Source organism: Saccharopolyspora sp. SCSIO 74807, from assembly GCF_037023755.1.
Lineage (GTDB): Bacteria > Actinomycetota > Actinomycetes > Mycobacteriales > Pseudonocardiaceae > Saccharopolyspora_C > Saccharopolyspora_C galaxeae.
This window is the reverse complement of sequence record NZ_CP146100.1, coordinates 720,447-744,167: the sequence shown is the minus strand read 5'-3', so window position 1 is coordinate 744,167 and position 23,721 is coordinate 720,447. Positions and strand designations below refer to the sequence as shown.

Here is a 23,721-nt window from a genome sequence, read left to right as displayed (position 1 = left end):
TTCTCGCGGGAACCGCCGCTGCTTCGGCGTTCGCGCCGGCGTCGGAAGTCGCCGTCTCGGGAGTGGCCGTCTCGGAAGTCGCAGCGCCCGGAGTCGCCGCGTCCGAACTCGCCGCGTCAGAAGTCAAGGTAAGCCTCCAGTCCCGCGCGCCCGCCTTCCCGGCCGAAACCGGACTCCTGGTAACCGCCGAACGCCGCGGACGGATCGAAGCGGTTGAACGTGTTCGCCCACACCACCCCGGCCCGGATCCGCTGCGCCGCCCACTGCGCGCGCGAACCCTTCTCCGTCCAGATCCCGGCCGAGAGGCCGTACGGGGTGTTGTTCGCCTTGCTGATCGCTTCGTCCGGCGTGCGGAAGGTCAGCACCGACAGCACCGGCCCGAACACCTCCTCGCGCGCGATGCGCATCGACTGCTGCACGTCGGTGAACACCGTGGGGGCGAAGAAGAAACCCTTCTCCGGCAGCGGGCACCGGCTGGACCAGCGCTGCGCGCCCTCGGCTTCCCCGGCCGCGGCCAGCTCGGTGATCCGGTCGAGCTGCGCGGCGGAGTTGATCGCGCCCACGTCGGTGTTCTTGTCCATCGGGTCGCCTACCCGCAGCGTGCCGATCCGCGCGCGCAGCTTCGCCAGCAACGCCTCGGCGACGGATTCCTGCACCAGCAGCCGGGAACCGGCGCAGCAGACCTCGCCCTGGTTGAAGAACACGCCGTTGACCACGCCCTCGACGGCCTCGTCCAGCGGGGCGTCGTCGAACACGACGTTCGCGGCCTTGCCGCCGAGCTCCAAGGTGAGCCGTTTGCCGCTGCCGGCCAGCTCGCGCTGGATCTGCTTGCCCACGGCGGTGGATCCGGTGAACGCGACCTTGTCCACGCCCGGGTGCGCCACCAGACCGGCGCCGACATCACCGGCACCGGGCAGGATGTTGACCACGCCCGCGGGCAGGCCCGCCTGCAGGCAGATGTCGGCGAAGACCAGCGCGGTCAGCGGCGTCGTCTCGGCCGGTTTCAGCACGACGGTGTTGCCGCAGGCCAGTGCGGGCGCGACCTTCCAGGCCAGCATCAGCAGCGGGAAGTTCCACGGGATCACCCCCGCCGCGACGCCCAGCGGGCGCGGGTCCGGGCCGAATCCGGCGTAGCCGAGCTTGTCCGCCCAGCCGGCGTGGTGGAAGAAGTGCGCGGCGGCCGCGGGCACGTCGAAGTCCCGCGACTCCTTGATGGGTTTGCCGTTGTCCAGCGTTTCCAGCACGGCCAGTTCGCGGGCGCGTTCCTGCACCAGCCGGGCGATGCGGAACAGGTACTTCGCCCGTTCCGATCCGGGCATCGGAGCCCACACGTCCTCGTGCGCCCGCCGCGCAGCGCGCACCGCGGCGTCCACATCGGACGGTGCGGCGGTGCTGACTTCGGCGAGCGGTTCGCCGGTGGCCGGGTTGAGCGTCTTGAGCGGCTCCCCGCGGCCGTCGGTGAACTCCCCGTCCACGAACATCCGGTACCGCGCCTGCAGATTCGCCACCGCGGCCGACTCCGGCGCGGGCGAGTACTCCCAGAACGTCATGCGTCCACCGCCACGTGTCCGGCGGCCGAGTAGTGGCCGTCGCGTTGCGTCCGCCGCTGCATCAGCAGATCTCCCAGCAGGCTCGATGCCCCGAAGCGGAACAGCCGCGGAGTCAGCCACTCCGGCCCGGCCACCTCGTGCACCGCCACCAAGTACTTCATCGCGTCCTTCGTGTTCCGGATGCCGCCTGCGGGTTTCACCCCGCGCAGCTCGCCGGTGCGGTCCAGCCAGTCCCGCACGGTCCGCAGCATCAGCGTGGTCACCGGCAGCGTCGCGGCGGGAGAGACCTTGCCGGTGGAGGTCTTGATGAAGTCGCCGCCCGCCAGCAGCGCCAGCCAGGACGCGCGCCGCACGTTGTCGTAGGTGGCGAGCTCCCCGGTTTCCAGGATGACCTTGAGGTGCGCGTCGCCGCAGACCGCCTTCACCGCGCGGATCTCGTCGAAGACCTCGCCGTAGCGGCCGGACAGGAACGCGCCCCGGTCGATCACCATGTCCACTTCGGACGCTCCGGCGGCCACGGCCAGCTCGACCTCGGCGAGCTTCACCTGCCGCGACGAGCGGCCGGCCGGGAAGGCGGTGGCGACCGAGGCCACGCCCACTCCGGAACGGCCCAGCGCTTCGACCGCCGTGGCGGCCATGTCGGGGTAGACGCACACGGCCGCGACCGGCGGAGTGTCCGGGTGCTCGGGATCCGGGCGGCGCGCCTTCGCCGCCAGCGCGCGGACCTTGCCCGGGGTGTCGGCGCCTTCCAGGGTCGTCAGGTCGACCATGCCGATGGCGGTGTCGATGGCCCAGCGCTTGGCGTCCGTCTTGATGCTGCGGGTGCCCAGCGCGGCGGCCCGCTGCTCCAAGCCCACTTGGTCGACTCCGGGCAGGCCGTGCAGGAACCGGCGGAGCGCTGCTTCGTCGCGGGTGGCGTCGGCGAGCTCCGGTTCGACCATGCGGGCAGTCTAGGTCAGCGAACGGCCGCGCTCGACGCGTCGGACCTGGCGAATTCCCGCACCGGTGCGTCGATCACGAGTCGGGCAGCGACTCGCCCGTCCGTGCGGGGAGCCGGTCAGCGGTCGTCGAGGACCGAGCAGGGCCGGTCCCGGTGGGCGCCGGGCGGCAGTGACTTGAGCTCCTCGGCGGTGAACTCGCGGTCTTCGAGCCGGCACAGGTCGGCCGCGGCCCGCCACGGGTCGAGCAGGATGCGGTGCGAGGCCTTGGTGCACGGCGTCCGCGGTGCGGCTCAACGCGCCCTGCACACCACCGATGCGCTGGTAGGCGTCGTGGGTCAGGAACCCGCCGAAGCGGTTCTGCCACAGCTGCCGGGGCCAACGCTTCCTCGGCATCGTCCGCCATTTCGCCTCCAGCCCTCGCGCGGCACAACCGCCGCTGACCGTTCGGGCAGCTCGGCGCGCGCTGCACACGCAAGGTAGCGAAACGATCAGCGCACGCGGGCCGGTTCGGCGTGATCCGTCGTGGTGGCCGCCGACCGGAGCTACACGAACGGGGGACGCGCGACCGCAATTTCACGGGTAGTCGGGAGAGGTGCGCCCATCTGCATCCGCGCAGCGGTTCCCGCGCGTCCGGGGCCGCGACTGACGGAGGTGAGAACCCATGAAGGCAGTGGTCTACCGAGAGCCCTTCGCGGTCACCGTCGACGAGGTCGACCGGCCCGCCATCCACCACCCCAACGACGTGATCGTCCGCGTCACCTCCACCGCGATCTGCGGTTCCGACCTGCACATGTACGAAGGACGTACCGCGGCGGAGCCGGGGATCGTGTTCGGGCACGAGAACCTCGGCATCATCGACGAGGTCGGTTCGGGCGTGGTGAGCCTCAACCGCGGCGACCGGGTGGTCATGCCGTTCAACGTCGCCTGCGGCTTCTGCAAGAACTGCATGGCCGGGGACACCGCGTTCTGCCTCAACGTGAACCCGGGGTTCGCCGGTGGTGCCTACGGCTACGTGTCGATGGGGCCGTACACCGGCGGGCAGGCCGAATTCCTGCGGGTGCCGTTCGCCGACTTCAACTGCCTGAAGCTGCCGCCGGACTCCAGCAAGGAGTCCGACTACGTGCTGCTGGCCGACATCTTCCCGACCGGCTACCACGGCTGCGAACTCGCCCAGGTCTCGCCGGGTGAGTCGTGCGTGGTCTACGGCGCCGGTCCGGTCGGGCTGATGGCGGCGTACTCCGCGCTGCTGCGCGGGGCCTCGCGGGTGTTCTGCGTCGACCGGGTGCCGGAACGGCTGGCCAAGGCCGAGGAGATCGGCGCCATCCCGATCGATTTCAGCGCGGGCGACCCGGTCGAGCAGATCAAGGACCAGACCGAGGGCGAAGGCACCGACAAGGGCGTCGACGCCGTCGGCTACCAGGCGCAGGTCGCGGACGCCTCCAAGGAGGAACCGGCCGTCGTGCTCAACTCGCTGATCCAGACCGTGCGCCCGACCGGGCGGCTCGGCGTGCCAGGGCTGTACGTGCCCGCCGACCCGGGCGGGCCCGACGAGCAGGCCAAGCAGGGCATGCTGCTGGTCGCCTTCGGCAAGCTGTTCGAGAAGGGCCAGGTCATCGGCACCGGTCAGTGCAACGTCAAGCGGTACAACCGGCAGTTGCGCGACATGATCACGGCCGGCCGCGCGGCACCGAGCTTCGTCGTCTCGCACGAGCTTTCGCTGTCCGACGCGCCCGACGCCTACCGGAAGTTCGACCAACGCGTGGAGGGCTACACCAAGGTCGTGCTGCACCCCTGACGGCGGCGGTGCACGGTCCGTCGACCTCGCGGACCGTGCACCGCGCGTGCCCGGGCCTGGAACAGCACGCCCTCGGCAGTCCGCGACCCCGACGTTGTCGTCGACGACAGCGTCGAACGGTTCTGCCCGCCGTGCTCGGCGCCGGACGACCGGTGACCCGGAGCCTGCCGACTGGTTTGATCAAGCCGATGCCGAAGCGAGGGAGCGAGCCGGCTGCACCCGGTCCGCTACGCCTCCGTCCCGTGGGCCGGGATGCTGACCTGGGTGATTAGTGTGGGCGGCCATGGACGTTCGGGTCGTGGACCATCCGCTGGCGAAATCGAGGCTCTCGACGATGCGCGACGCGCGCACCGAGAACGCCGCTTTCCGCGCCGCGCTGCAAGAACTCACCCTCATGCTGATCTACGAGGCCACCCGCGACGCCGAAGTCGCCGAAGGGACCATCCACACCCCGGTCGCCCGCACCACCGCGTACCGGCTGGCGGACCCGCCGCTGCTGGTGCCGGTGCTGCGGGCCGGGCTGGGCATGGCCGACCAGGCGCACCGGCTCATCCCGGAAGCGCAGATGGGTTTCGTCGGGCTCGCCCGCGACGAGGAGACGCTGCTGCCGACGCCGTACCTGGAGTCGCTGCCGGCCGACCTCGCGCAGCACCCGGTGCTGGTGCTGGACCCGATGCTCGCCACCGGCGGGTCGATGCTGCACACCATCAACCTGCTGACCGGGCGCGGCGCCACCGACGTCACCGCGATCTGCACGCTCGCCGCTCCGGAAGGGCTGCGGCGGCTGGAGGAATCCGGGCTGCCGGTTCGGGTGGTGACCGCCAGCGTCGATGAGCGGCTCAACGAGTCCGGCTACATCGTTCCCGGGCTCGGGGACGCGGGGGACCGCGAGTACGGCGCGGTGTGAGCTCGGACCGCGGGCATTTCCGGAGCGCGAGCACCTGGAAGTTTGCTTGGGCGGGGTGCTGGTGCCGCGCTACCATCCTGCGCATGGCCATGACGGTGCGGCTGACCGACGAGGAGAGCGACCGGCTGGCGGAGTTGGCCGCCGCCGAGGGTTGCTCCCAGCAGGAGGTCGTTCGCTCGGCGCTCGCCGAGCGCTGGGCCCAGCGGACTCGCAAGGAACAACAGCTCGGCGAGGTCGTGGCGCGGGTGCTGCCCCGCTACCGGGGTTTGCTGGACAAGCTCGGCCCCGCATGATCGATCATTGATCGGTGCTCGTTTACCTCGACGTCTCCGATCTGCTGCTGCTGGCCACCGCGGTCACCGATGGCGACATGCTGGTGCGCGACAGCGGCCTGCTGGATTCGGCCGCGTACCGGCCGCGGGCCGAGGTCCTCGGTGTGCCCGCCTACGAGACGTTGTGGCTGAAATCGGCCGCGCTGCTGGATTCGCTGGTGCGCACCCGGCCGTTGCACGCCGGGAACTGGCGGCTCGGCTGGGTCGCGGCGGTCGCCATGTGCGACGTCAACGGCTGGTGGATCGAAGCCGACGAAGACGCGGCGCTGGAGCTGGTCCGGGAGGTCGGGCGGGACCAGCGGGCCATCGCCGACATCGCGGATTTCCTGGAGCGTTGGGCGAAACCCAAGGGCTGAGCGGATGGCTGCAGCCGCTGCGAACTGCAGCGACGCCGACGCCCCCTGCGATGGAACGGGCCGGACCGATGATGTTCGCGCGGTGTTCGCACGGGCGATCTCGGCTGCTTCGTCCGATTCGTGGCAGGCTGGGAACGTGGCTCTACCAAGATCCGCGATCGGGACGGCGCTGCTCGGCGCCGCGGTCGCCGGGGCCTGTTGGCGCAGCATCCGCACGGTGCGCCAGGCGCGTTCGGTCGTGCCGCTGCGCGAAGCCCCGTCCAGCTCGGTCATCCCGGCCACCGTCACCGTGGTCGTCCCCGCCCGCAACGAAGCCGCGGTGCTCGACGACTGCCTGCGCGGCATCCGGACCCAGACCTACGGCGCCGCGGACGCGAACACGCTGCGCATCGTGGTCGTCGACGACGGTTCCACGGACGGCACCGGCGACATCGCCCGCGGGCACGCCGAAGCCGATCCGCGCGTGCGCGTGGTGCACGTCGACGGCCCGCCGGAGGGCTGGAGCGGCAAGGTGCACGCGATGCACGTCGGCGTCGAATCCGCTGAACCGCCGGGCGCGGGGGAGTGGCTGCTTTTCGTGGACGCGGACACGGTGCTCGGGCCGGAACTGCTGGCACGGCTGCTGACGACGGCCGAAGCGGGCGATTCCGATCTCGTTTCCACACCCGGCGGACCGCCGGCAGGCCACTCGGCCACTTGGCCGCTGCTGATGCCGCCGGGGCTGCAGATGATCGGGGAGAACGCCGCGCCGGACGGCCGGGGGCGCAAGGCGTTCGCGATCGGGCACTGCATCCTGCTGCGGCGTTCGCACTACGAGAAGATCGGCGGCTGGGCTTCGCTGGCCTCGATGCGCAACGAGGACGTCGCGATCGCCACGTCGGTGCGCGATCACGGCGGCAGCACCGCCACCGTGGACGGCCTGGATCACCTCACGACCTCCGGGATGGACCCGTTCGCGCAGGGCTGGAGCTCGTTCCGGAAGAGCTTCGTGGCCGGGACCAAGGAGTCGGTGCCGGTGCTGCTCGGCGGCGGAGTCGGGCAGATCGCGCTGTCGCTGGCCGCACCCGCGGCTGTGGCGTGGGGATCGCGCGGGCGACCGGTGCTGCTCGCGGTCGGTGCGGTCGGCTGGGCGGCGCAGAGCATCGCGCACGCGCACACCGCGCGGTACATGCGGGCGAACCCGGAGCTGGCGCCGCTGGCGCCGTTCACCGGAGCGCTGTTCGGCGGCGTGCTGATCGATGGTGCGGTGCGGGTGCTGCGCGGAACGACGGCCTGGAAGGGCAGGCGCACTCAGTAAGGCGCGGTGTTTCGCGGGTGTGGCCCGTTCGCGGCGGAACGGGCCACCCGGCGGGCAGTGCGTAGGTCAGCTCTCGGCGAGCCGGGTTTCGTGCTTTCGCATGGCGATCGGTGCGCCTGCCAGGTCCTCTTCGTTGCACAGCAACTTGAGGTCGTAATACGGCGCACCTTGGCGTTCGTCGTAGTCCAGGTGGACGGCGATGACGTCCACCGGTTCACCCAGCCACGCTTGCGTTTCGCGCAGCCAATTGGCGGACCGTTCCAGCGCGGTCGGCAGATCGTCGTCGCGGAACTCGACCGGCCGGTAGGGCACGGCGTGCACCTCGTCCCGCGGATTCGCGGGCTGTGGGAGGTCCACGGAGACACCGGAGTCGTCGAGTTCGAGTTCGATCGTTTCCTCACTCACCGTGAAAGCGTAACGCTTGTGCGGTGACCTGGCCTAATGCCCTTTTTGACGAGTGCGTGCGGGCAGTGCGCACCGCGGCCGGTCACACGCCGGATCGAAACCGCGGTGCGGTGGAGAGGGGCGCCCCGAACTCGGCACGACAGTTGAGGGAAGGCGGGCCTGCGCCCAGGGCGCCCCGGTCACCGTCCGGGTGCGCGCCCCGGCGGCGATGATCACCTTACCGGGTGATCTCGGACCAAGATCAACAGGGGCTGTTTCCGGAGAATCGCGGGAAAAACTCGTCCGCGGGACGGTTGCCGCAGCAAGATCGACAGCCGGGCGACAGGGCGGTCGCAAGATCGACTTCGCCGCCCTCGACGGACGTTCCAAGGCGCGAACTCCGGCCGCTACCGGGCTCGCACCGCCGCGGGCCGAAGGCGAGTGTGCCCCGTCCGGGCAGCCACCGGCGGCGCGTCATCCCATCAGGTTCGCGGCGACCGTGGCGCCAAGCTCCCAGCACGCCGACAACGAGTCCGAGTCGGGTTGACCGGAGACGGTGACCGGCTCGGCGACCTGTTTCCACGACAGCCCCGTGGTGATCGAACCGATCGCGCGCAGCGCTCCCTCGGTGCCCTCGTTGCCGTGCACGTAGCAGCTGAACGGCCGGCCCGTCGTGGAATCGAGGCAGGGGTAGTAAACGGTGTCGAAGAAGTGCTTCAACGCGCCGCTCATGTAACCCAGGTTCGCCGGAGTGCCCAGCAGGTAGCCGTCCGCCTCGAGCACGTCCGCGGCGGTGGCCGCCAGTGCAGCCTTGCGGATCACCTCCACACCTTCGATCTCGTCGGTCGTCGCACCGGCGACGACCTGCTCGAACATCGCCTGCATCCCGGGCGAGGGCGTGTGGTGCACGATCAGCAGTCTTGCCATGGCCCGGAGTCTAGGTAGTCGTTCAAGGTCGGTGTGCACAACGTGCTGAGCACCGGGACTTCCGCCGCACTGCAAGCCGCACTGCAAGCGGGTTCGGCGGGTCCGGATGCGTCCGCGAGTGCAGTGCTGCGCGCGCCGGGCTCAGCCCGGCTCGGGTGGTCGTACCAGGTCGGTAACCGCCTGCCGGAGTTCGGCGAGACGCTCGTCGGCGCGGCGCTTCGCCTCCACGAGTTCGGTTCCGGTCGCGGCCACCTGCTCGACCGCCTGGAAGTAGCACTTCAGCTTCGGCTCCGTCCCGGACGGCCGGATCACCAGCCGCAGCCCGCCGGATCCCGTGATCAGCAACGCATCGGTGTCCGGCAGCAGATCGCGGGTGGTGACTTCCGCGCCCAGCAAGGTCGTGGGCGGGTGCTCCCGCAACCGCCGCATGAGCTGCGAAATCACGTCCAGATCGGTGACCCGGACCGATACCTGGCCGGTGCGGTGCACGCCGTGCTCGGTGGAGAGCTCGTCGAGCAACGCGGGCAAGTCCCGGCCCGCCGCCTTCAAGGTCGCGGCCAGGTCGCAGCCCAGGACCGCCGCCGAGATGCCGTCCTTGTCCCGCACCCGATCCGGGTCGACGCAGTGCCCGAGCGCTTCCTCGTAGGCGTAGACCAGCCCGGTGCCGGATCCGTCGCCGGCGCGTACGAGCCACTTGAACCCGGTCAGCGTCTGGTCGAAGCGCACGCCGTGCCGGGCGGCGATCGAACGCAGCATGGTCGCCGAAACGATCGTTGTCGCCACCAGCGGATCCGGGTGCTCGGCGCGGTCGAGCGAGGACAGGACGTGCTCGCCGAGCAGCACTCCCGTCTCGTCGCCGCGCAGCATGCGCCACGAGCCGTCGGGGTCGCGCACGCCGAGCGCGCAACGGTCCGCGTCCGGATCGAGCGCTATGGCCAAGTCCGCGCCGCGCCGTCCGGCCAGCTCCAGCAACTCGTCCGTCGCCCCGGGTTCCTCCGGATTGGGAAAACCGACCGTGCGGAAATCCGGGTCCGGTTCCGCCTGCGAACCGACCCACTGCACATCGGTGAACCCGGCAGCGGTCAAAGCACGGTGCAGCGGCCGGGCACCGACGCCGTGCAACGCTGTCGCGACGATCCGCAGGTCCCGCGCGCCCCCGCGCGGCAGCGAAGCCAGCGTTGCCAGGTACTCCTCCGACGCGCGCGCGTGCACCGACCAATTCCGGCGCCGTGGCACCGAATTGGCCGCCGGGGAACGCTGGATGTGCTGCTCGATCTCGGTGTCGGCAGGGCCGATGAGTTGCGTGCCGCCGCGCAGGTACAGCTTGTACCCGTTGTCCTGCGGCGGGTTGTGCGAAGCGGTGATCTGCACTCCTGCCACCGCGTCGAGCGCGCGGCTCGCGTGCGCCAGCACCGGTGTCGGCAGCGGTTCCGGCAGCACCCGCACGTCGAACCCGGCCGCGGCGAACGCCGCCGCGGTGTCCTCGGCGAACTCCCGCGAGCCGTGCCGCGCGTCGCGGCCGACCACGACGATCCCGCCGCCCTGCCCGCGTTCGCGCAGCCAATCGGCGACTCCGGCCGTGGTGCGCAGCACGACCGCGCGGTTCATCCCGTTCGGGCCCGCGCGGACCTGGGCGCGCAGCCCGGCGGTGCCGAAGGCGGGCATCCCGGACATGCGCTCGGCCAGTTCCGCCGCGCGGTCCGGGTCGGCCGCCGCCGACTCCAGCAGCTCGGCCAGCTCGGACTGCGACACCGGATCGACGTCCCCGTCGATCCACTCCTGCGCGGCTGCGGTGAGCCGGGAGTCGAGGTTTGCGGTGACCACGTCGTCACTTCCTTCGGTAGCGGCCGTTGCGACGGACAAAGAATGCCCGACCGCCAGTTCGAACGAAGAGCCGACATTCCCCGGCGTGTCGGCCGGCCCGCATCACCAGCCCCGCCGAGGCAGGCGCCGGACGCAGGCCCGACCAGCGCTACTCACCCGATGAGATCCCGCAGCGAGACGGCGCCCGTGGTGCCATTGCCCGGCGCATAGCGATCACCGACGCAAAACGATCGAAGACGAACGATCAGATTCGCTCGACCAGCGAGTGCAGCAGCTTGCCCATCCGGCCTGCCGAGGCGTTGCCCGCGTCCAGCACTTCCTGGTGGTTCAGCGGTTGCCCGCTCAACCCCGCCGCCAGGTTCGTCACCAGCGACAACCCGAAAACCTCCGCACCGGCCGCGCGGGCGGCGATCGCCTCCATCACGGTGGACATCCCGACCAGGTCGACCCCGAGCCCGCGCAGCATCCGGATCTCGGCCGGTGTCTCGAAGTGCGGCCCGGGCAGCCCGGCGTACACGCCTTCCTCCAGCGAACCGTCGATCTCCCTGGCCAGCCCGCGCAACCGCGGCGAGTACAGCTCGGTGAGGTCCACGAAGTGCGGCCCGACCAGCGGCGACCGCGCCGTGAGGTTGACGTGGTCGCTGACCAGCACCGGCTGCCCGACCACCATGCCCTCGCGCAACCCGCCCGCGGCGTTGGTGAGCACCACGGTCCGGCAGCCCGCGGCCACCGCCGTGCGAACCCCGTGCACCACGGGATCCATGCCCTTGCCTTCGTACAGATGCGTGCGGCCCAGCAGCACCAGCACCTGCTTGCCCGCGATCGGCACGGACCTGATCCGGCCGCTGTGCCCGGTCGCGCTCGGCGGCGCGAAACCCGGCAGGTCGGACATGAGCACCTCGGCGGCAGGGCTGCCGATCTCGTCGGCGGCCGGGCGCCACCCGGACCCCAGCACGACGGCCAGGTCGTGGTGGGCGGCTCCGGTGCTCTCGGCGAGGGCGGCCGCGGCTGCGCTTGCGGTGGCGAACGGGTCGGAGGTCGCAGTAGAGGTCACGGTCGACCAGCCTAGCCACCCGCGCCCGCGCGGTCGGACCGCTCTCGCGAAGCGGACCGCCTCACGCGGGTGTGCGGAAGCTGTCCAGCGCCTCCTTGAACCGCTGATCACCCGCCTGCGCCTGATTCGAGTCGACCCGCACGACCCACAGATCTCCGTCCCGGGCCGTCAGGTAGGCGTAGGTGGTCCGCGGCGCCTGCGCAGCCGCTGCGCCGAGCAGGCTGGTCTGCTTGCTGACGTAGACCAACCGCCGATCCGGCTCACCGCCACCCGCGGACTCGCCCATGGCTTGGTTCAGCGAGATCTGCGGCGGCGACCCGGTCCGTTCCGGGAGCGTGTCGATGAATTCCTGCATGGTGTGGCCTTCGCGGTAGTAGCCGGGAAAGCGCTCCACGGCGACTTCGCTCGTGCCGTCCGGGGACACCAGGCGCACGGACCTGCTCTCGGCGGGCCGCTCCCGGCTGTCCCGGAACGTGTCCCACCCCGCGGGAGCGAGCACCGAGAACGAGCCACCGTCCGCGCCGTTGCCCCCGTTCGCGTCGTCGACGTAGCGCACGGTGCGCGGAGGCTGAACGGGCGAAGCGGCCCCTGGCAGTCCGGGCAGCGGCGGCTCGCCCGCGTAGATCCGCACGCCCGCGAACCCCGCAACGGTGGCGATCAGGAAAACCACCAGCGCCGTGCAGACCAGCACCAGCACGCCCCAGCGGAACCGGCGCCGCGCTGGTGCGGGTGCCGGGGCGTCCTCGCTGAGCATGAACGGCAGCGGCCCCGGATCGGACGCCAGCGCTGCGGGCTCCGGCTCCTGCGGGGTCCGCGTCGGCTGCCGCTGCTTCTGCTGCACCGGGACCCGCACCGTCGGGGCCTCCGGGTCGATCAACATGCCGAACGGCAGGGAACCGGCCACCGGCAGCAGGTGCTGCACCCGCTTGCGCACCTCGTGCGGGGGCATCCGCGCTGCCGGGTCCTTGACCATCAGACCGCTGATCACCTCGGCGAGCGGGCCGTGCCGCGGTGGTGCCGGGACCGGGCCGCTGACCACCGCGTTGATCGTGGCCACCGGATGGTCGCCCGCGTCGTAGGGCGGTTCGCCCGTGCTCGCCGCGAAGAGGGTGGCGCCGAGTCCCCACAGATCGGCGGCAGCGGTCACCGGATCGCCGGTGGCGATCTCCGGGGCGATGAACGCCGGGGTGCCGAGCATGATCCCGGTGGCGGTGATGGTGTGCTCTGCGACGTTGCGGGAGATGCCGAAGTCGCTGAGCTTGATCCGGCCGTCGTCGCCGATGAGCACGTTGCCCGGCTTCACGTCGCGGTGCACGATCCCCGACCGGTGCGCCGACTCCAGCGCGGCGGCCACGCCGTCGGCGATCACGGCGAGCTGCTGGTCGGACAGCGGGCCGTGCTCGGCCAGCACCGCGGACAGGCTCTGCGAGGGCACCAGTTCCATCACGACGAACGGCTCGCCGTCCTCGCGGGCCACGTCGTAGAGCGTCACGACGTTGGGATGGGTCAGCAGCGCGATCGCGCGAGCCTCCCGCAGCGCGCGCTCGCGCAGCTCGGCGGCCTCGGTCTCGGGCATCCCCGCGGGCAGCAGCACTTCCTTGACCGCCACCGGCCTGCGCAGGAGTTCGTCCGTGCCCGCCCAGACGATGCCCATGGCGCCGCCACCGATCCGTTGCTCCAGCCGGTAGCGCTCGGCGATCAGGCGGTTCCCGCCGGTGTCTGCTGTCTTCGGCACCCGCCCATTGTCCATTCGCGTGGCCCGGTTCACGGGCGGACCGGAAAAGTCCGGCGCCGAGTGTGGGGATCACCCTCGGCGAGCGCGTTACACCTAGTGAACTTCCCCACGCGGGCCGCGCGGTCCGTGCCCCCGCAATTCGCCCAAGGTCATTTCGTCGCAACGAAAAACGGCCGCGAACGGCGCCAACGCTGATCAGCGCGAATTATGACCACGGGGTCGGATTCGGATAAGTTGGGCGCGACCGGGACCACCGTCGGCGGGCGCGACCCGTCCGGCGACCCCGTCCCGCACGGCAGCCGCACCCGGTGGTGTGCCGCGCAGGGGTGCAGAACAATCCCGTGGGGTCGCCTGGTCCGAGGTCGACGATCACCGGCTTACCGGGAGGTGCCCTTGCTCGCGTTCGTCCTCGCGCATCTGCTGGTGGCCCTGGCTCTGCCGATGGTGGCCAGGCGCAGCACGCGAGCGGCGTTCGTGATCGCGGCGCTGCCGCCCGCCGGTGCGCTGATCTGGGTGCTGGCGCGGTCGCCGGAAGTGCTCGCAGGCAGCGCCGTCGTCGAGCAGGTGACCTGGGCGCCGCTGCTCGGGCTGGAGTTCACCTTCCGGCTCGATCCGCTCGCGCTGCTGATCACGCTGCTGGTGTCCGGCATCGGTGCCCTGGTGCTGGTGTATTCGATCGGCTACTTCCACTCCGGCAGCGGTGACGCGCGCCGATCTTCGCCGCTGTTGCTGGCCTTCGCCGGGGTGATGCTCGGGCTGGTGCTGGCCGACGACCTGCTCACCGTTTACGTGTTCTGGGAGCTGACCACGATCTGCTCGTTCCTGCTGGTCGGGCAGGCGGGCATCAGCCGGGAGTCGCGGCGCTCGGCGCTGCAGGCGCTGATGATCACCACGCTCGGCGGGCTGGTGATGCTGCTCGGGTTCGTGGTGCTCGGCGAGGCGGCGGGCAGCTACCGGATCTCCGAGATCGTCGCTCGGCCCCCGGAGGGGACACCGCTGGTGGTGGCCGCGGTGCTGATCCTGGCGGGCGCGTTCACCAAGTCCGCGCAGATGCCGTTCCACAACTGGCTGCCCGCCGCGATGGTCGCGCCCACGCCGATCAGCGCCTACCTGCACGCGGCGTCGATGGTCAAAGCCGGAGTGTTCCTGGTGGGCAGGCTCGGCCCGGTGTTCGCGGACGTGCCGTGGTGGACGGTGCCGACCGCGGTGCTCGGGCTGTTCACGATGGTGCTCGGCGGTTGGCGGGCGCTGCACGAGACGGATCTCAAGCGGCTGCTCGCCTACGGGACCGTCAGCCAGCTCGGCTTCCTGATGGTGCTGATGGGGCAGGGCACGTACGCGGCCGCGCTGGCGGGGGCGGCGATGCTGCTCGCGCACGGCATGTTCAAGGCCACGTTGTTCCTCGTGGTCGGCATCGTGGACCACGAGACGGGCACCCGGGACGTGCGCGAGCTGTCCGGGCTGGGCAGGCGGATGCCGGTGCTGGCGACCACTGCGGTGCTGGCCGCCGCCTCGATGGCGGGGCTGCCGCCGATGCTGGGCTTCCTGGGCAAGGAGGCCGCGTTCGGCGCATTCCTCGGCGAGGGACGTCCGGGTCTGTTCATCGACCTCGTGCTGGTGCTCGGCTCCGTGTTCACGGTGGCTTACAGCGCGCGAGTGCTGTGGGGCGCGTTCGCCACCAAGCCCGGAGTGGCCGCTACGAGCGCGAAACATCCCGCAGCGGTGCTGCAGGTTCCTGCGGCGATACCTGCCATCGCGGGAGTGGGGCTCGGGATCGGCTACCCGCTCACCGACGAGCTCGCGTCCTCTTACGCCGCGATTTTCGGGCCGGGACCGGATCCGCTGCACCTGGAACTGTGGCACGGCTTCGAACTGCCGCTGCTGTTCTCGGTCGTCGCGATCGCCGGCGGGCTGTGGCTGCACGCGATGCGCGTTCCGCTGACCGCGGTGCGCGGCAGGCTTCCGCGGCTCCTCGACGCGCAGCGCGGATACGAGCGGATCATGGCGCTGCTGGAGCGGATCGCGGTCGGCGTCACCGGTCGCCTGCAGGTCGGTTCGCTGCCGACCTACCTGGCGATCATCCTGCTCACGGTGCTGATCGTGCCGGGTTCGGTGCTGCTGCCGCAGCTGCGCCTCACCGAAGACATCCGGTTCTACGACAACCTGCTGCAGGTGCCGCTCGCGGTGCTGTTGCTCGTCGCGTCCGTCGCGGTGGTGCGTGCGAAGCGGCGGCTCACCGCTGTGCTGCTGGTCGGCGTGATCGGCTACGGCATCGGTGGGCTGTTCATCATCGACGGTGGACCTGACCTGGCGTTGGCCCAGTTCCTCGTCGAGACGCTGACGATGGTCGCGTTCGTGTTCGTGCTGCGGCGGTTGCCCGCGCGGTTCACCAAGGGCGACAGAGCCCGGCTGCTGCGCTGGCCGAAGCTGGCGCTGTCGGTCGCGGGCGGGGTGTTCATCGCGCTGGCCGCGGTCGTGTTCAGCGCCGCGCGCCAGTACCCCTCCGAAGTCAGCGCCTTCTACATGGACAACGCGGAGCAGGGCGCGGGTGCCACGAACGTGGTGAACGCGATCATCGTCGATTTCCGCGCGTTCGACACGGTCGGCGAGATCTCCGTGCTCGCCGTTGCCGCCACCGGCGTCGCCAGCCTCGTGCTGGCCTCCCGGCACGAGCGCAGGCGCCGCAGCACGCGCCGCACGACCGAGGTCGCCGAACCGGCCGCGCCGGGCGGGGACCGCAGCCGCCAGGAGGAGGTGCGCGAATGACCGACCCTCGCATCACCGCAGGCCGAGCAGGTAAGCCGTGGACGAACTGGGACGCACCCCGGGAACGCTGGCTGCTGACCGGCTTCCCGCGGGACGGGCGGGAACGCACCGTGCTGCTCGAGCTCACCGCACGCATCGTGTTCCCCACGGTGCTGGTACTGGGGGTTTACCTGCTGTTCGCCGGGCACGACCGGGCAGGCGGCGGGTTCAGCGGTGGCCTGGTGGCCGGGCAGGCGTTCGCGCTGCGCTACCTCGCGGGCGGCCGGATGGACGACAGCGCGATCATCTCGCTGCGCCCGCCGGTGCTGATCGGCGTCGGACTGACCATCGCCACCCTCACCGGTTTCCTGCCCACGTTGTTCGGCGGCCAGCTGCTGGCCAGCACCACCTTCAAAGCCGTCGTCCCGCTGCTGGGCGAGATCAAGTTCGTCACCAGCCTGGTGCTGGACATCGGGGTGTTCCTGCTGATCATCGGCGTGGTGCTGGACTTGCTGCGCACCCTCGGGTCCGGCGTGGAGGCCGACGCCGCCGCGGCCGCGAGGGGGCAATCATGAGCGGCTCCGTCAACATCGCGATGGCCCTGGTCGTCGCGGCGCTGTATTCGGCGGGCTTCTACCTGCTGATGCAGCGCTCGCTGATGCGCATCCTGATCGGCATCGTGATCATCGGACACGGCGGCAACCTGCTGCTGCAACTGGCAGGCGGACCGCCCGGGCGCGCCCCGATCCTCGGCGACGCCCCACCGGAGCAGATGACCGACCCGTTGCCGCAGGCGATGGCGCTGACCGCGATCGTGATCACGTTCGCGCTGACCACGTTCCTGCTGGCGCTGGCCTACCGCTCGTGGACCTTGCTGGGCCACGACGAAGTCCGCGACGACGTGGAGGACCGCCGGATCAGGCGGCTGGAACGCAGACTGGCCGAGTCCGAAGAGGACCAGGTGCAGGAAGAAGAACTCGAGCGGGAGGCCACTCAGTGACCGTCCTGGTGGCGCTGCCCGTACTGCTGCCGCTGGCCGCTGCGGGCCTGTCCCTGGCGTTGGGCCGGTTCGCCGACTTCCAGCGCATCATCGGCCTGGTCGTGCTGGCCGCGATCATCGTCGACGGCGCGTTCCTGCTCTACGTCACCGATACCTACGGGCCGCTGGTGCTGCAGATGGGTGCTTGGCCGGCGCCCGCGGGGATCACGCTGGTAGCCGATCGGCTCTCCGCGCTGCTGCTGATGGTCTCGGCGGTGGTGACGTTCGCCGTGCTGATCTACTCCATCGGCCAGCGGCTCACCGACTACGGCCGCGAACGGGCGAGCACCACGTTCCACCCGATGTACATGGTGCTGTGCGCGGGCGTTTCGCTGGCCTACCTCTCCGGGGACCTGTTCAACCTGTTCGTCGCCTTCGAGATCATGCTGTCCTCGTCGTACGTGTTGATCACGCGGCGCACCACGGCCAGCCGGGTGCGCGCGGGCATGACCTACGTGATCGTCAGCCTCACCTCGTCGCTGCTGTTCATTACGATGATCGCGTTGGTGTACGCGGCGACCGGCACGGTGAACATGGCCGACCTCGGCGGCAAGGTCGTGCTGCTGCCGGAGGGCCTGCAGATCGCGCTCGGGCTGCTCATGGTGATCGTGTTCGGGGTGAAGGCGGCGATGGTGCCGCTGCACTTCTGGTTGCCGGACAGCTATCCGACCGCGCCCGCGCCGGTCACCGCGGTCTTCGCCGGACTGCTCACGAAGGTCGGTGTCTACGCGCTGATCCGCACGCAGACGCTGGTGTTCAACCACCCCCGCGGTTGGGAGCTGATGCTGGCGATCGCGCTGATCACCATGCTGGTCGGCGCGCTCGGCGCGCTCGCGCAGAACGACCTGAACCGGATGCTGTCGTTCCTGCTGGTCAGTCACATCGGCTACATGCTGTTCGGACTCGGCGTCTACGACATCGTCGGGTTGACCGGCGTGATCCTCTACGTCGTGCACCACATCACCGTGCAGGCCACATTGTTCCTGGTCAGCGGTCTGATCACGCGGCACACCGGCACGGTCGCGCTGAGCCGGATGGGCGGGCTGGCCAGAGCGGCGCCGCCGATCGCGGTGCTGTTCGCGCTGCCCGCGCTGAGCCTGGCGGGCGTGCCGCCGTTCTCCGGTTTCGTCGCGAAGCTGGCGCTGCTACAAGCCGGCATCGGCGCGGGCACCTGGGCCGCCTACGTGGTCACCGGCGGCGCGGTGCTCACCAGCCTGCTGACGCTATACGCGGTGGCGCGGGTGTGGACCCGGGCGTTCTGGGGCCAGGTGCGCGCGCCGGAAGCCGACCCGGACCCGACTGACGAACTCGTCGTCGGCACTGGGAACTCCACCCGGCCGATGATCGCGGCCACCGGCGTGCTGGTCACCGCGAGCCTGGTGATCGCCATGGTCGCGGGGCCGCTGTCCGGGGTCAGCAATCGCGCCGCCGAGGACCTGATGGACGGCAGTACCTACCGCAGCGCGGTGCTGGGAGACGCTCATGACTGACCTGTCCCGCCTTGCGCGCAGGTTGCCGCTGGTGCTGTGGCTGACGGTGGTGTGGATCCTGCTGTGGGGCACGCTCGACCTGGGCACGCTGGTGTTCGGCGTGCTGGTCGCGGTGCTGATCACGGCGTTGTTCCCGCCGCCCCCGGTGTTCACGAACATCGTGGTCCGGCCGGTCCCGCTGGTGCAGCTGATCGGCTACCTCGCGTGGGACCTGGTGGTCTCGACGCTGCGGGTGTCCTGGCAGGCGTTGCGGCATCGCGGGGACACCAAAGCGGGCATCGTCGCGGTGACGCTGCTGACCGACTCCGACCACCTCACGGCGATGATCGCCAACGGGGTGTCGCTGGCACCCGGCAAGTTCGTGCTGCAGGTCGATCGCGAGCACGCCATCTGCTACGTCTACGTGCTCGGGATGCGGCCGGGTGAGGACGCCTCGGTGCGGCGCGAAGTGCTCGCGCTCGAGGCCCGGGTGGTGCGCGCGGTGGGATCTGCGCACGAGGTCGCGCTGGTCGACCGCGACAAGAAGCTCCGGAAGGCGGGTTCCTGATGCACGTGGTGTTCGTCGTGACCCTGGCGCTGCTGTGCGTGGCCGGTCTGCTGGTGCTGGTGCGGATGATCCGCGGCAAGACCACTCTGGACCGGATCGTGTCGCTGGACGTGCTGGTCACGCTGATCGTGGTCGGCACCTGCGTGGCGATGGGCAGGCAGCAGGACGGGTCGAACATCGCGCTGCTGGCGGCGTTCGCGCTGCTGGCGTTCATCGGCTCGGTGAGCGCTGCCCGGTTGGTCGAGAAGAAGGAGCCGTACCGGTGAGCTTGCTCGACGTGTTGTCCGCGGTGTGCCTGATCGGAGGCGCGCTGTCCTGCCTGCTCGGTGCGATCGGGCTGCTGACGTTCCCGGATGTGGTCGCGCGCCTGCAGGCGGCGACGAAGCCGCAGACGCTGGGGCTGATCCTGATCCTCATCGGAACCGCGGTGCAGCTTGAATTCCGCTACGCCACCGGTCTGATCCTGGTGGGCTTGTTCCAGATGCTGACCTCGCCGGTCCTCGCGCAGCTGGTCGGTCGGGCGGCCTATCGCGCGGACAGCATCCGCCGGGACACGCTGCTGGTGGACGAGCTGGGCGACCGGATCCACCGGGAACGCGAACACAGGTGATGTGTTCTAGGTCACCAGCGCCGAACCTCGGGGGTCGGTCCGCGTCTTCTGGTCGATAGCTCGGCTCAACGCCCGGAGGCTCCATGCGCCCGCTGCTGATCATCGGCTCGTTGCTCGGCGTGCTGGCCGTCGCCGGGTGCGGGCAGCCCGCGCCCGGCGGGGGTGAGCCGGCTTCGGTGACGGTGCCACCGCACGTCCCTGTCGCGACGACCCCGGCGACCAGCGCCGGGCAGCCCACGCCGAGCACTGCCGAGCAGCAGGAGAGCCCGGAGTCGTCCGCCGCGTCGAGTCCGGCGCCGACCGCGACCCCGGTTCCGGGCACGACGAGCGAAACGCCGGGTGATCCGGGCGGAGACGACCCGGGCGGCGACCTCGCCTGCGGCGACGTCACGAACAAGGCCGGTGCCAGCTACTCGTTGTTCTCCCGCCGGGGAGCCGACGGCTCCTACGCCGGGTGCACCGAGGCGATCAACGTGATGTCCGCGTACATGAACCTGCCCGCCGACGAGTACGACGGCTCCAGCAGGAGCGCCACCGTGCAGGGCTACCGGTGCCAGGTGCTGCCCTCCGGCGAACGCATGAAGACGGCCTGCGACAACCCGTCGAAGGGCATGTCGATCTACACCACGGGCTGAGCGCGGTCGAAGGCGTTGCGCCGATTCGGGCGACCTTGCTCTTACGGCGGCGGTGACGACGCCCGATGTGATCAAATGGCCTGGTGCGGTCCTCGGCCGCCGAAGGATCTTGCGTGGAAAGGTGTGGAGTGCGCATGGGACGCATCGGGCGACTGCTGGCGGTCCTGACGCTCGGAGGGCTTCTGCTGCTCGTCCCCGCCACGACCGGCCCCGCCGCCGACGCCGCCGGGCTCGTCCCCGCGCATGAGGTCGCGGCTGCCGCACCGCAACCGCTGGCGGCACTGCCCGCGCAGGCCCCTCCCGGGCCGGACCTCACCGGGGACAACCCGCAGCCGATGGACCAGCAGCAGCTGCTGAGCGGCATCGGCGGTGTCGTGCTGATCGCGCTCGTGCTGCTCTCGCGCAGGTGGCGCAAGAAGCCGATGTTCGGCTTCAAGTGGAAAAGCTAGCGCCGCGGGCGGTTCGCCGAAAACGGCAGCGTGGTCGGTTTTCGGCATTCTTTCCGAAGATTTCTCGCTATGGACTAGACCTGGCGGGCTAACCTGTGGGATTTTCACAACCGCGCGGGTAGTGCGCGGCGTGCTCGATGCGTCTCGTGCTCCCGGCAGGGACGGTTCGCGAACTGGGACGACGTCCCTCCGTTGCGTGGGCCGGCACCGGGAAGCCCCCCGACCGGTGCCGGCCCACACCCTCCTTTTCCGCGAGTTCGCTCCGCGCCCGATATCTTTCGCGGAAGTTGAAAGCTGAACTTCTACTCCGCGGCTGAACACCCGCTGCCGCCCGGCGCAATCCGCTGACCGGCCGACGTTTCCGGGCTCCCGCGCAGCGACCGGCATGCGCCGCTCGTGCAGGATGGGCGCAAATGAGCACCGCCCGCATTCCCAGCCGAACGGAGCCCGCGACGGGGCCGCGCGACCGCTGCCGCGAAGCCGTCCTGCGACATCGCACCGAGTTGATCGAGCTGGCCCGCGACCTGCACGCGCACCCGGAGCCGGCGTTCGCCGAACACCGCAGCGCGGCCGAACTCACCCTGCTGCTCAGCGAACACGACTTCACCGTGCGGGCGCCGGTCGCGGGGCTGGACACCGCGTTCACCGCCGAACGCGGCAGCGGCGAGTTCGTCGTCGGGATCTGCGCGGAGTACGACGCGCTTCCCGAGATCGGCCATGCCTGCGGCCACAACCTGATCGCCGCAGCGGCCGTCGGCGCGGCACTCGCGTTGGCCGAGGTCGCCGACGAACTCGGGATCACCGTGCGCGTCATCGGCACTCCGGCCGAAGAGACCGGCGGCGGCAAGGTCCTGATGCTCGAGCGCGGTGAATTCGACGGCCTGTGGATGGCGATGATGGTGCACCCGGGCCCTGACGACATCTGCGCACCGCGTTCGCTGGCCATCAACGACCTCGAAGTGCGCTACACCGGCCGGGAAGCGCACGCCGCCGCCGCGCCGGAACTCGGCGTCAACGCGGGCGACGCGCTGACCGTCGCGCAGGTGGCCATCGGACTGCTGCGGCAACACCTCGAACCCGCGCAGCAGGTGCACGGTATCGTTACCGCGGGCGGCGCCGCGCCGAACATCGTTCCCGCGCACACCGCGGCGACGTACAACCTGCGTGCCGCCGGTTCCGCCTCCTTGGAGCGCTTGGAGAACCGCATCCGGGCGTGTTTCGAGGCGGGCGCCACGGCGACCGGCTGCACCCACGAGGTCACGCAGGTCTCTCCGGTGTACGCCGAACTGGCCACCGACGAACGGCTGTCGGAGGCCTACCGCGCGGCCGTCACCGAACTCGGCCGTCGTCCCATCGGACGCGCCGAGGCGCAGCGCCGGATCATCGGCAGCACCGACATGGGCAACGTGACCCGGCGGCTGCCCGCGATCCATCCGATGATCGCGGTGGATTGCGGCGACGCGGTGAATCACCAGGCCGAGTTCGCCGCAGCGTGCGCCTCGGCATCGGGCGCCCGGGCGGTGCTCGACGGCGCGATCGCGATGGCCTGGACGGCGATCACCGCGGCGACCGAGCCGGATCACCGGTCGGCGCTGGCGGCGGCCCGGAATCGCCCAGCCGGGAAGCACAGCGAGGCAGGCGCGGAGCACGGTCTCCGCGCGGCCGCGGAGCAAAACACGTCGGGAGGCGTGCCGTGACGGTAGTGGATACGGGGCCGGACCCGCGCAATTCGTCGAGCGGTGCCGCGCAGGCACCCGAACGAGGCCGCGAGCCGCGAATGCCCGGCGCGGCGTTCGGCGACATGATGTCCGGCGTGGGGTCCGACGAGCAGTCCGGCCTGGAAGATCTCGGTGCCGGCCGCGGACCGGCCTGGCTGGACGCCTGGCTCGCGGCGAACGCCGACCGCGTGCTCGCCTGGCGCAGGCACGTCCACTCCCATCCGGAGCTCTCCCGCGCCGAGCACGACACGACCGCGTTCCTCTGCGAGCAGTTGACCGGGGCCGGGCTGAGCCCGCGGGTGCTGCCCGGCGGCACCGGCCTGCTCTGCGACCTCGGTCCGGAGGGGCAGCCGCGGCGCACCATCGCGTTGCGCGCGGACATCGACGCGCTGCCGTTGACCGAGGCGACGGGTCTGCCGTTCGCGTCCGGCAAGGACGGGGTCGCGCACGCGTGCGGGCACGACGCGCACACCACGATCCTGCTGGGCACGGCGTTGGCGCTGGCAACCGCGCCGGAGCTGCCCGGGCGCATCCGGTTGATCTTCCAGCACGCCGAGGAGGTCATGCCGGGTGGCGCGCTGGACGTGCTCTCGGCCGGTGGGCTCGACGGCGTGGAACGGATCTTCGGATTGCACTGCGACCCGCGACTGCCGGTCGGCCGGGTCGGGGTGAAGCCGGGCGCGATCACCTCGGCCAGCGATCTGCTGGAGATCCGGCTGAACTCGCCGGGCGGGCACACCTCGCGGCCGCACTTGACCGCGGACCTGGTGCACGCGCTGGGCACGCTGGTCACGGGACTGCCCGCGCTGCTGTCCCGCCGCGTCGATCCGCGCACCGGGACGGTGCTGGTGTGGGGTGCGGTGCACGCGGGGGAGGCGCCGAACGCGATCCCGCAGAGCGGTGTGCTCACCGGCACGCTGCGCACCGGGGACCGGGGGACGTGGGCGGAGCTGGAGCCGCTGGTGCGGGAGCTGGTCGGCGGTTTGCTGGCGCCGCTCGGCGTCGGTTTCGACCTGCACCACCGGCGTGGGGTTCCGCCGGTGGTCAACGAGGCCGACAGCACCGAGTTGATGTCCGCGGCGATCCAGCGGGCGCTGGGTGAGCACGCGGTGACGGGTACGCCGCAGTCTTCCGGCGGGGAGGACTTCGGCTGGTACTTGGAGCACGTGCCGGGGTCGTTCGTGCGGCTCGGAGTTCGTTCCGGGCAGGCGCGGGCGCGGGACCTGCACCAGCCGACGTTCGATCTCGACGAGCGTGCGCTGCTGGTGGGAATCCGCGTGATGGTGGGGACCGCGCTGGCGGCCTTGGCGGAGTGAGCCGGCCCGGCCGGATGGCACTCACCCGATCGGGATGTATCTGTGCGGAGGTTCGCGGCCTCTATCAAGT

The 23,721-nt window shown here is 70.8% G+C and carries 24 protein-coding genes; 16 read left to right on the top strand and 8 right to left on the bottom strand.

Annotated features, from left to right (window positions below):
- Positions 1 to 116: 116 nt before the first annotated feature.
- The 3 genes from V1457_RS03335 to V1457_RS30550 are packed head-to-tail and all read right to left on the bottom strand — an operon-like array spanning position 117 to position 2,884.
- On the bottom strand, positions 117 to 1,550 hold the full coding sequence (locus V1457_RS03335) for an aldehyde dehydrogenase family protein (RefSeq protein WP_338600064.1): 1,434 nt from the start codon (positions 1,548 to 1,550) through the stop codon (positions 117 to 119).
- Positions 1,547 to 2,491: a deoxyribose-phosphate aldolase gene (gene deoC, locus V1457_RS03330; RefSeq protein ID WP_338600061.1), complete on the bottom strand. Its 945-nt coding sequence runs from the start codon at positions 2,489 to 2,491 to the stop codon at positions 1,547 to 1,549. Before deoC ends, V1457_RS03335 begins: the two co-directional genes overlap by 4 nt.
- Before the next feature lie 9 nt (positions 2,492 to 2,500).
- The gene (locus tag V1457_RS30550; RefSeq protein ID WP_407074744.1) at positions 2,501 to 2,884 is read right to left on the bottom strand and encodes a hypothetical protein; all 384 of its coding nucleotides are present in this window, start codon (positions 2,882 to 2,884) and stop codon (positions 2,501 to 2,503) included.
- A 268-nt stretch (positions 2,885 to 3,152) separates the two neighbouring features.
- On the opposite strand from V1457_RS30550, the gene V1457_RS03325 reads away from it, so the two are divergent.
- The 5 genes from V1457_RS03325 to V1457_RS03305 all read left to right on the top strand — a co-directional run bounded on the left by V1457_RS03325 (position 3,153) and on the right by V1457_RS03305 (position 7,178).
- Positions 3,153 to 4,286: a glutathione-independent formaldehyde dehydrogenase gene (locus tag V1457_RS03325; protein WP_200068600.1), complete on the top strand. Its 1,134-nt coding sequence runs from the start codon at positions 3,153 to 3,155 to the stop codon at positions 4,284 to 4,286.
- A gap of 283 nt (positions 4,287 to 4,569) precedes the next feature.
- Positions 4,570 to 5,193 (top strand): uracil phosphoribosyltransferase, encoded by a 624-nt coding sequence (gene upp, locus V1457_RS03320; RefSeq protein WP_200068601.1) that lies wholly within the window; start codon positions 4,570 to 4,572, stop codon positions 5,191 to 5,193.
- An 83-nt stretch (positions 5,194 to 5,276) separates the two neighbouring features.
- Positions 5,277 to 5,486, top strand: a complete 210-nt coding sequence (locus V1457_RS03315) for a ribbon-helix-helix protein, CopG family (RefSeq protein ID WP_200068602.1) — start codon at positions 5,277 to 5,279, stop codon at positions 5,484 to 5,486.
- A 14-nt stretch (positions 5,487 to 5,500) separates the two neighbouring features.
- Positions 5,501 to 5,881, top strand: coding sequence for a type II toxin-antitoxin system death-on-curing family toxin (locus V1457_RS03310; protein ID WP_200068603.1), 381 nt, complete (start codon positions 5,501 to 5,503; stop codon positions 5,879 to 5,881).
- Between the two features lie 136 nt (positions 5,882 to 6,017).
- On the top strand, positions 6,018 to 7,178 hold the full coding sequence (locus tag V1457_RS03305) for a glycosyltransferase family 2 protein (protein ID WP_338600053.1): 1,161 nt from the start codon (positions 6,018 to 6,020) through the stop codon (positions 7,176 to 7,178).
- Positions 7,179 to 7,244: 66 nt separating this feature from the next.
- Here V1457_RS03305 and V1457_RS03300 read toward each other — a convergent pair whose 3' ends face one another.
- The 5 genes from V1457_RS03300 to V1457_RS03280 all read right to left on the bottom strand — a co-directional run bounded on the left by V1457_RS03300 (position 7,245) and on the right by V1457_RS03280 (position 13,102).
- Positions 7,245 to 7,583, bottom strand: coding sequence for a hypothetical protein (locus V1457_RS03300; protein WP_200068605.1), 339 nt, complete (start codon positions 7,581 to 7,583; stop codon positions 7,245 to 7,247).
- A gap of 453 nt (positions 7,584 to 8,036) precedes the next feature.
- Positions 8,037 to 8,489 carry a flavodoxin family protein gene (locus V1457_RS03295; RefSeq protein WP_295141956.1) on the bottom strand — a complete coding sequence of 151 codons (453 nt, stop codon included), beginning with the start codon at positions 8,487 to 8,489 and terminating at the stop codon, positions 8,037 to 8,039.
- Positions 8,490 to 8,630: 141 nt separating this feature from the next.
- Positions 8,631 to 10,313, bottom strand: a complete 1,683-nt coding sequence (locus V1457_RS03290; protein ID WP_338600047.1) for a phospho-sugar mutase — start codon at positions 10,311 to 10,313, stop codon at positions 8,631 to 8,633.
- Positions 10,314 to 10,557: 244 nt separating this feature from the next.
- The gene (locus V1457_RS03285; RefSeq protein ID WP_200068607.1) at positions 10,558 to 11,367 is read right to left on the bottom strand and encodes a purine-nucleoside phosphorylase; all 810 of its coding nucleotides are present in this window, start codon (positions 11,365 to 11,367) and stop codon (positions 10,558 to 10,560) included.
- Between the two features lie 61 nt (positions 11,368 to 11,428).
- Positions 11,429 to 13,102 carry a protein kinase domain-containing protein gene (locus V1457_RS03280; RefSeq protein ID WP_338600042.1) on the bottom strand — a complete coding sequence of 558 codons (1,674 nt, stop codon included), beginning with the start codon at positions 13,100 to 13,102 and terminating at the stop codon, positions 11,429 to 11,431.
- Positions 13,103 to 13,495: 393 nt separating this feature from the next.
- On the opposite strand from V1457_RS03280, the gene mbhE reads away from it, so the two are divergent.
- The 11 genes from mbhE to V1457_RS03225 all read left to right on the top strand — a co-directional run bounded on the left by mbhE (position 13,496) and on the right by V1457_RS03225 (position 23,651).
- On the top strand, positions 13,496 to 15,868 hold the full coding sequence (gene mbhE, locus V1457_RS03275; RefSeq protein ID WP_338600039.1) for a hydrogen gas-evolving membrane-bound hydrogenase subunit E: 2,373 nt from the start codon (positions 13,496 to 13,498) through the stop codon (positions 15,866 to 15,868).
- A complete protein-coding gene (locus V1457_RS03270; protein ID WP_338600035.1) occupies positions 15,865 to 16,422 on the top strand; it encodes an MnhB domain-containing protein in 558 nt (185 codons plus the stop codon). The genes mbhE and V1457_RS03270 overlap by 4 nt, the downstream gene beginning before the upstream one ends.
- Positions 16,419 to 16,847 (top strand): Na(+)/H(+) antiporter subunit C, encoded by a 429-nt coding sequence (locus V1457_RS03265; protein ID WP_338600032.1) that lies wholly within the window; start codon positions 16,419 to 16,421, stop codon positions 16,845 to 16,847. The genes V1457_RS03270 and V1457_RS03265 overlap by 4 nt, the downstream gene beginning before the upstream one ends.
- The gene (locus V1457_RS03260; protein ID WP_338600029.1) at positions 16,844 to 18,376 is read left to right on the top strand and encodes a Na+/H+ antiporter subunit D; all 1,533 of its coding nucleotides are present in this window, start codon (positions 16,844 to 16,846) and stop codon (positions 18,374 to 18,376) included. The genes V1457_RS03265 and V1457_RS03260 overlap by 4 nt, the downstream gene beginning before the upstream one ends.
- Entirely contained in the window at positions 18,369 to 18,923 is a 555-nt protein-coding gene (locus V1457_RS03255) for a Na+/H+ antiporter subunit E (protein WP_338600026.1), read from the top strand. The genes V1457_RS03260 and V1457_RS03255 overlap by 8 nt, the downstream gene beginning before the upstream one ends.
- A complete protein-coding gene (locus V1457_RS03250; RefSeq protein WP_338600023.1) occupies positions 18,923 to 19,189 on the top strand; it encodes a monovalent cation/H+ antiporter complex subunit F in 267 nt (88 codons plus the stop codon). The genes V1457_RS03255 and V1457_RS03250 overlap by 1 nt, the downstream gene beginning before the upstream one ends.
- Complete coding sequence (gene mnhG, locus V1457_RS03245) at positions 19,186 to 19,533, top strand: monovalent cation/H(+) antiporter subunit G (RefSeq protein WP_338600020.1); 348 nt, start codon at positions 19,186 to 19,188, stop codon at positions 19,531 to 19,533. Before V1457_RS03250 ends, mnhG begins: the two co-directional genes overlap by 4 nt.
- Positions 19,534 to 19,616: 83 nt before the next feature.
- Positions 19,617 to 20,168, top strand: a complete 552-nt coding sequence (locus V1457_RS03240) for a hypothetical protein (RefSeq protein ID WP_338600017.1) — start codon at positions 19,617 to 19,619, stop codon at positions 20,166 to 20,168.
- Between the two features lie 134 nt (positions 20,169 to 20,302).
- Positions 20,303 to 20,617 carry a hypothetical protein gene (locus V1457_RS03235; protein ID WP_338600014.1) on the top strand — a complete coding sequence of 105 codons (315 nt, stop codon included), beginning with the start codon at positions 20,303 to 20,305 and terminating at the stop codon, positions 20,615 to 20,617.
- Between the two features lie 413 nt (positions 20,618 to 21,030).
- Positions 21,031 to 22,314 (top strand): amidohydrolase, encoded by a 1,284-nt coding sequence (locus V1457_RS03230; protein WP_338600011.1) that lies wholly within the window; start codon positions 21,031 to 21,033, stop codon positions 22,312 to 22,314.
- Between the two features lie 104 nt (positions 22,315 to 22,418).
- Positions 22,419 to 23,651, top strand: a complete 1,233-nt coding sequence (locus tag V1457_RS03225) for a M20 family metallopeptidase (RefSeq protein ID WP_233626901.1) — start codon at positions 22,419 to 22,421, stop codon at positions 23,649 to 23,651.
- Positions 23,652 to 23,721 lie beyond the last annotated feature (70 nt).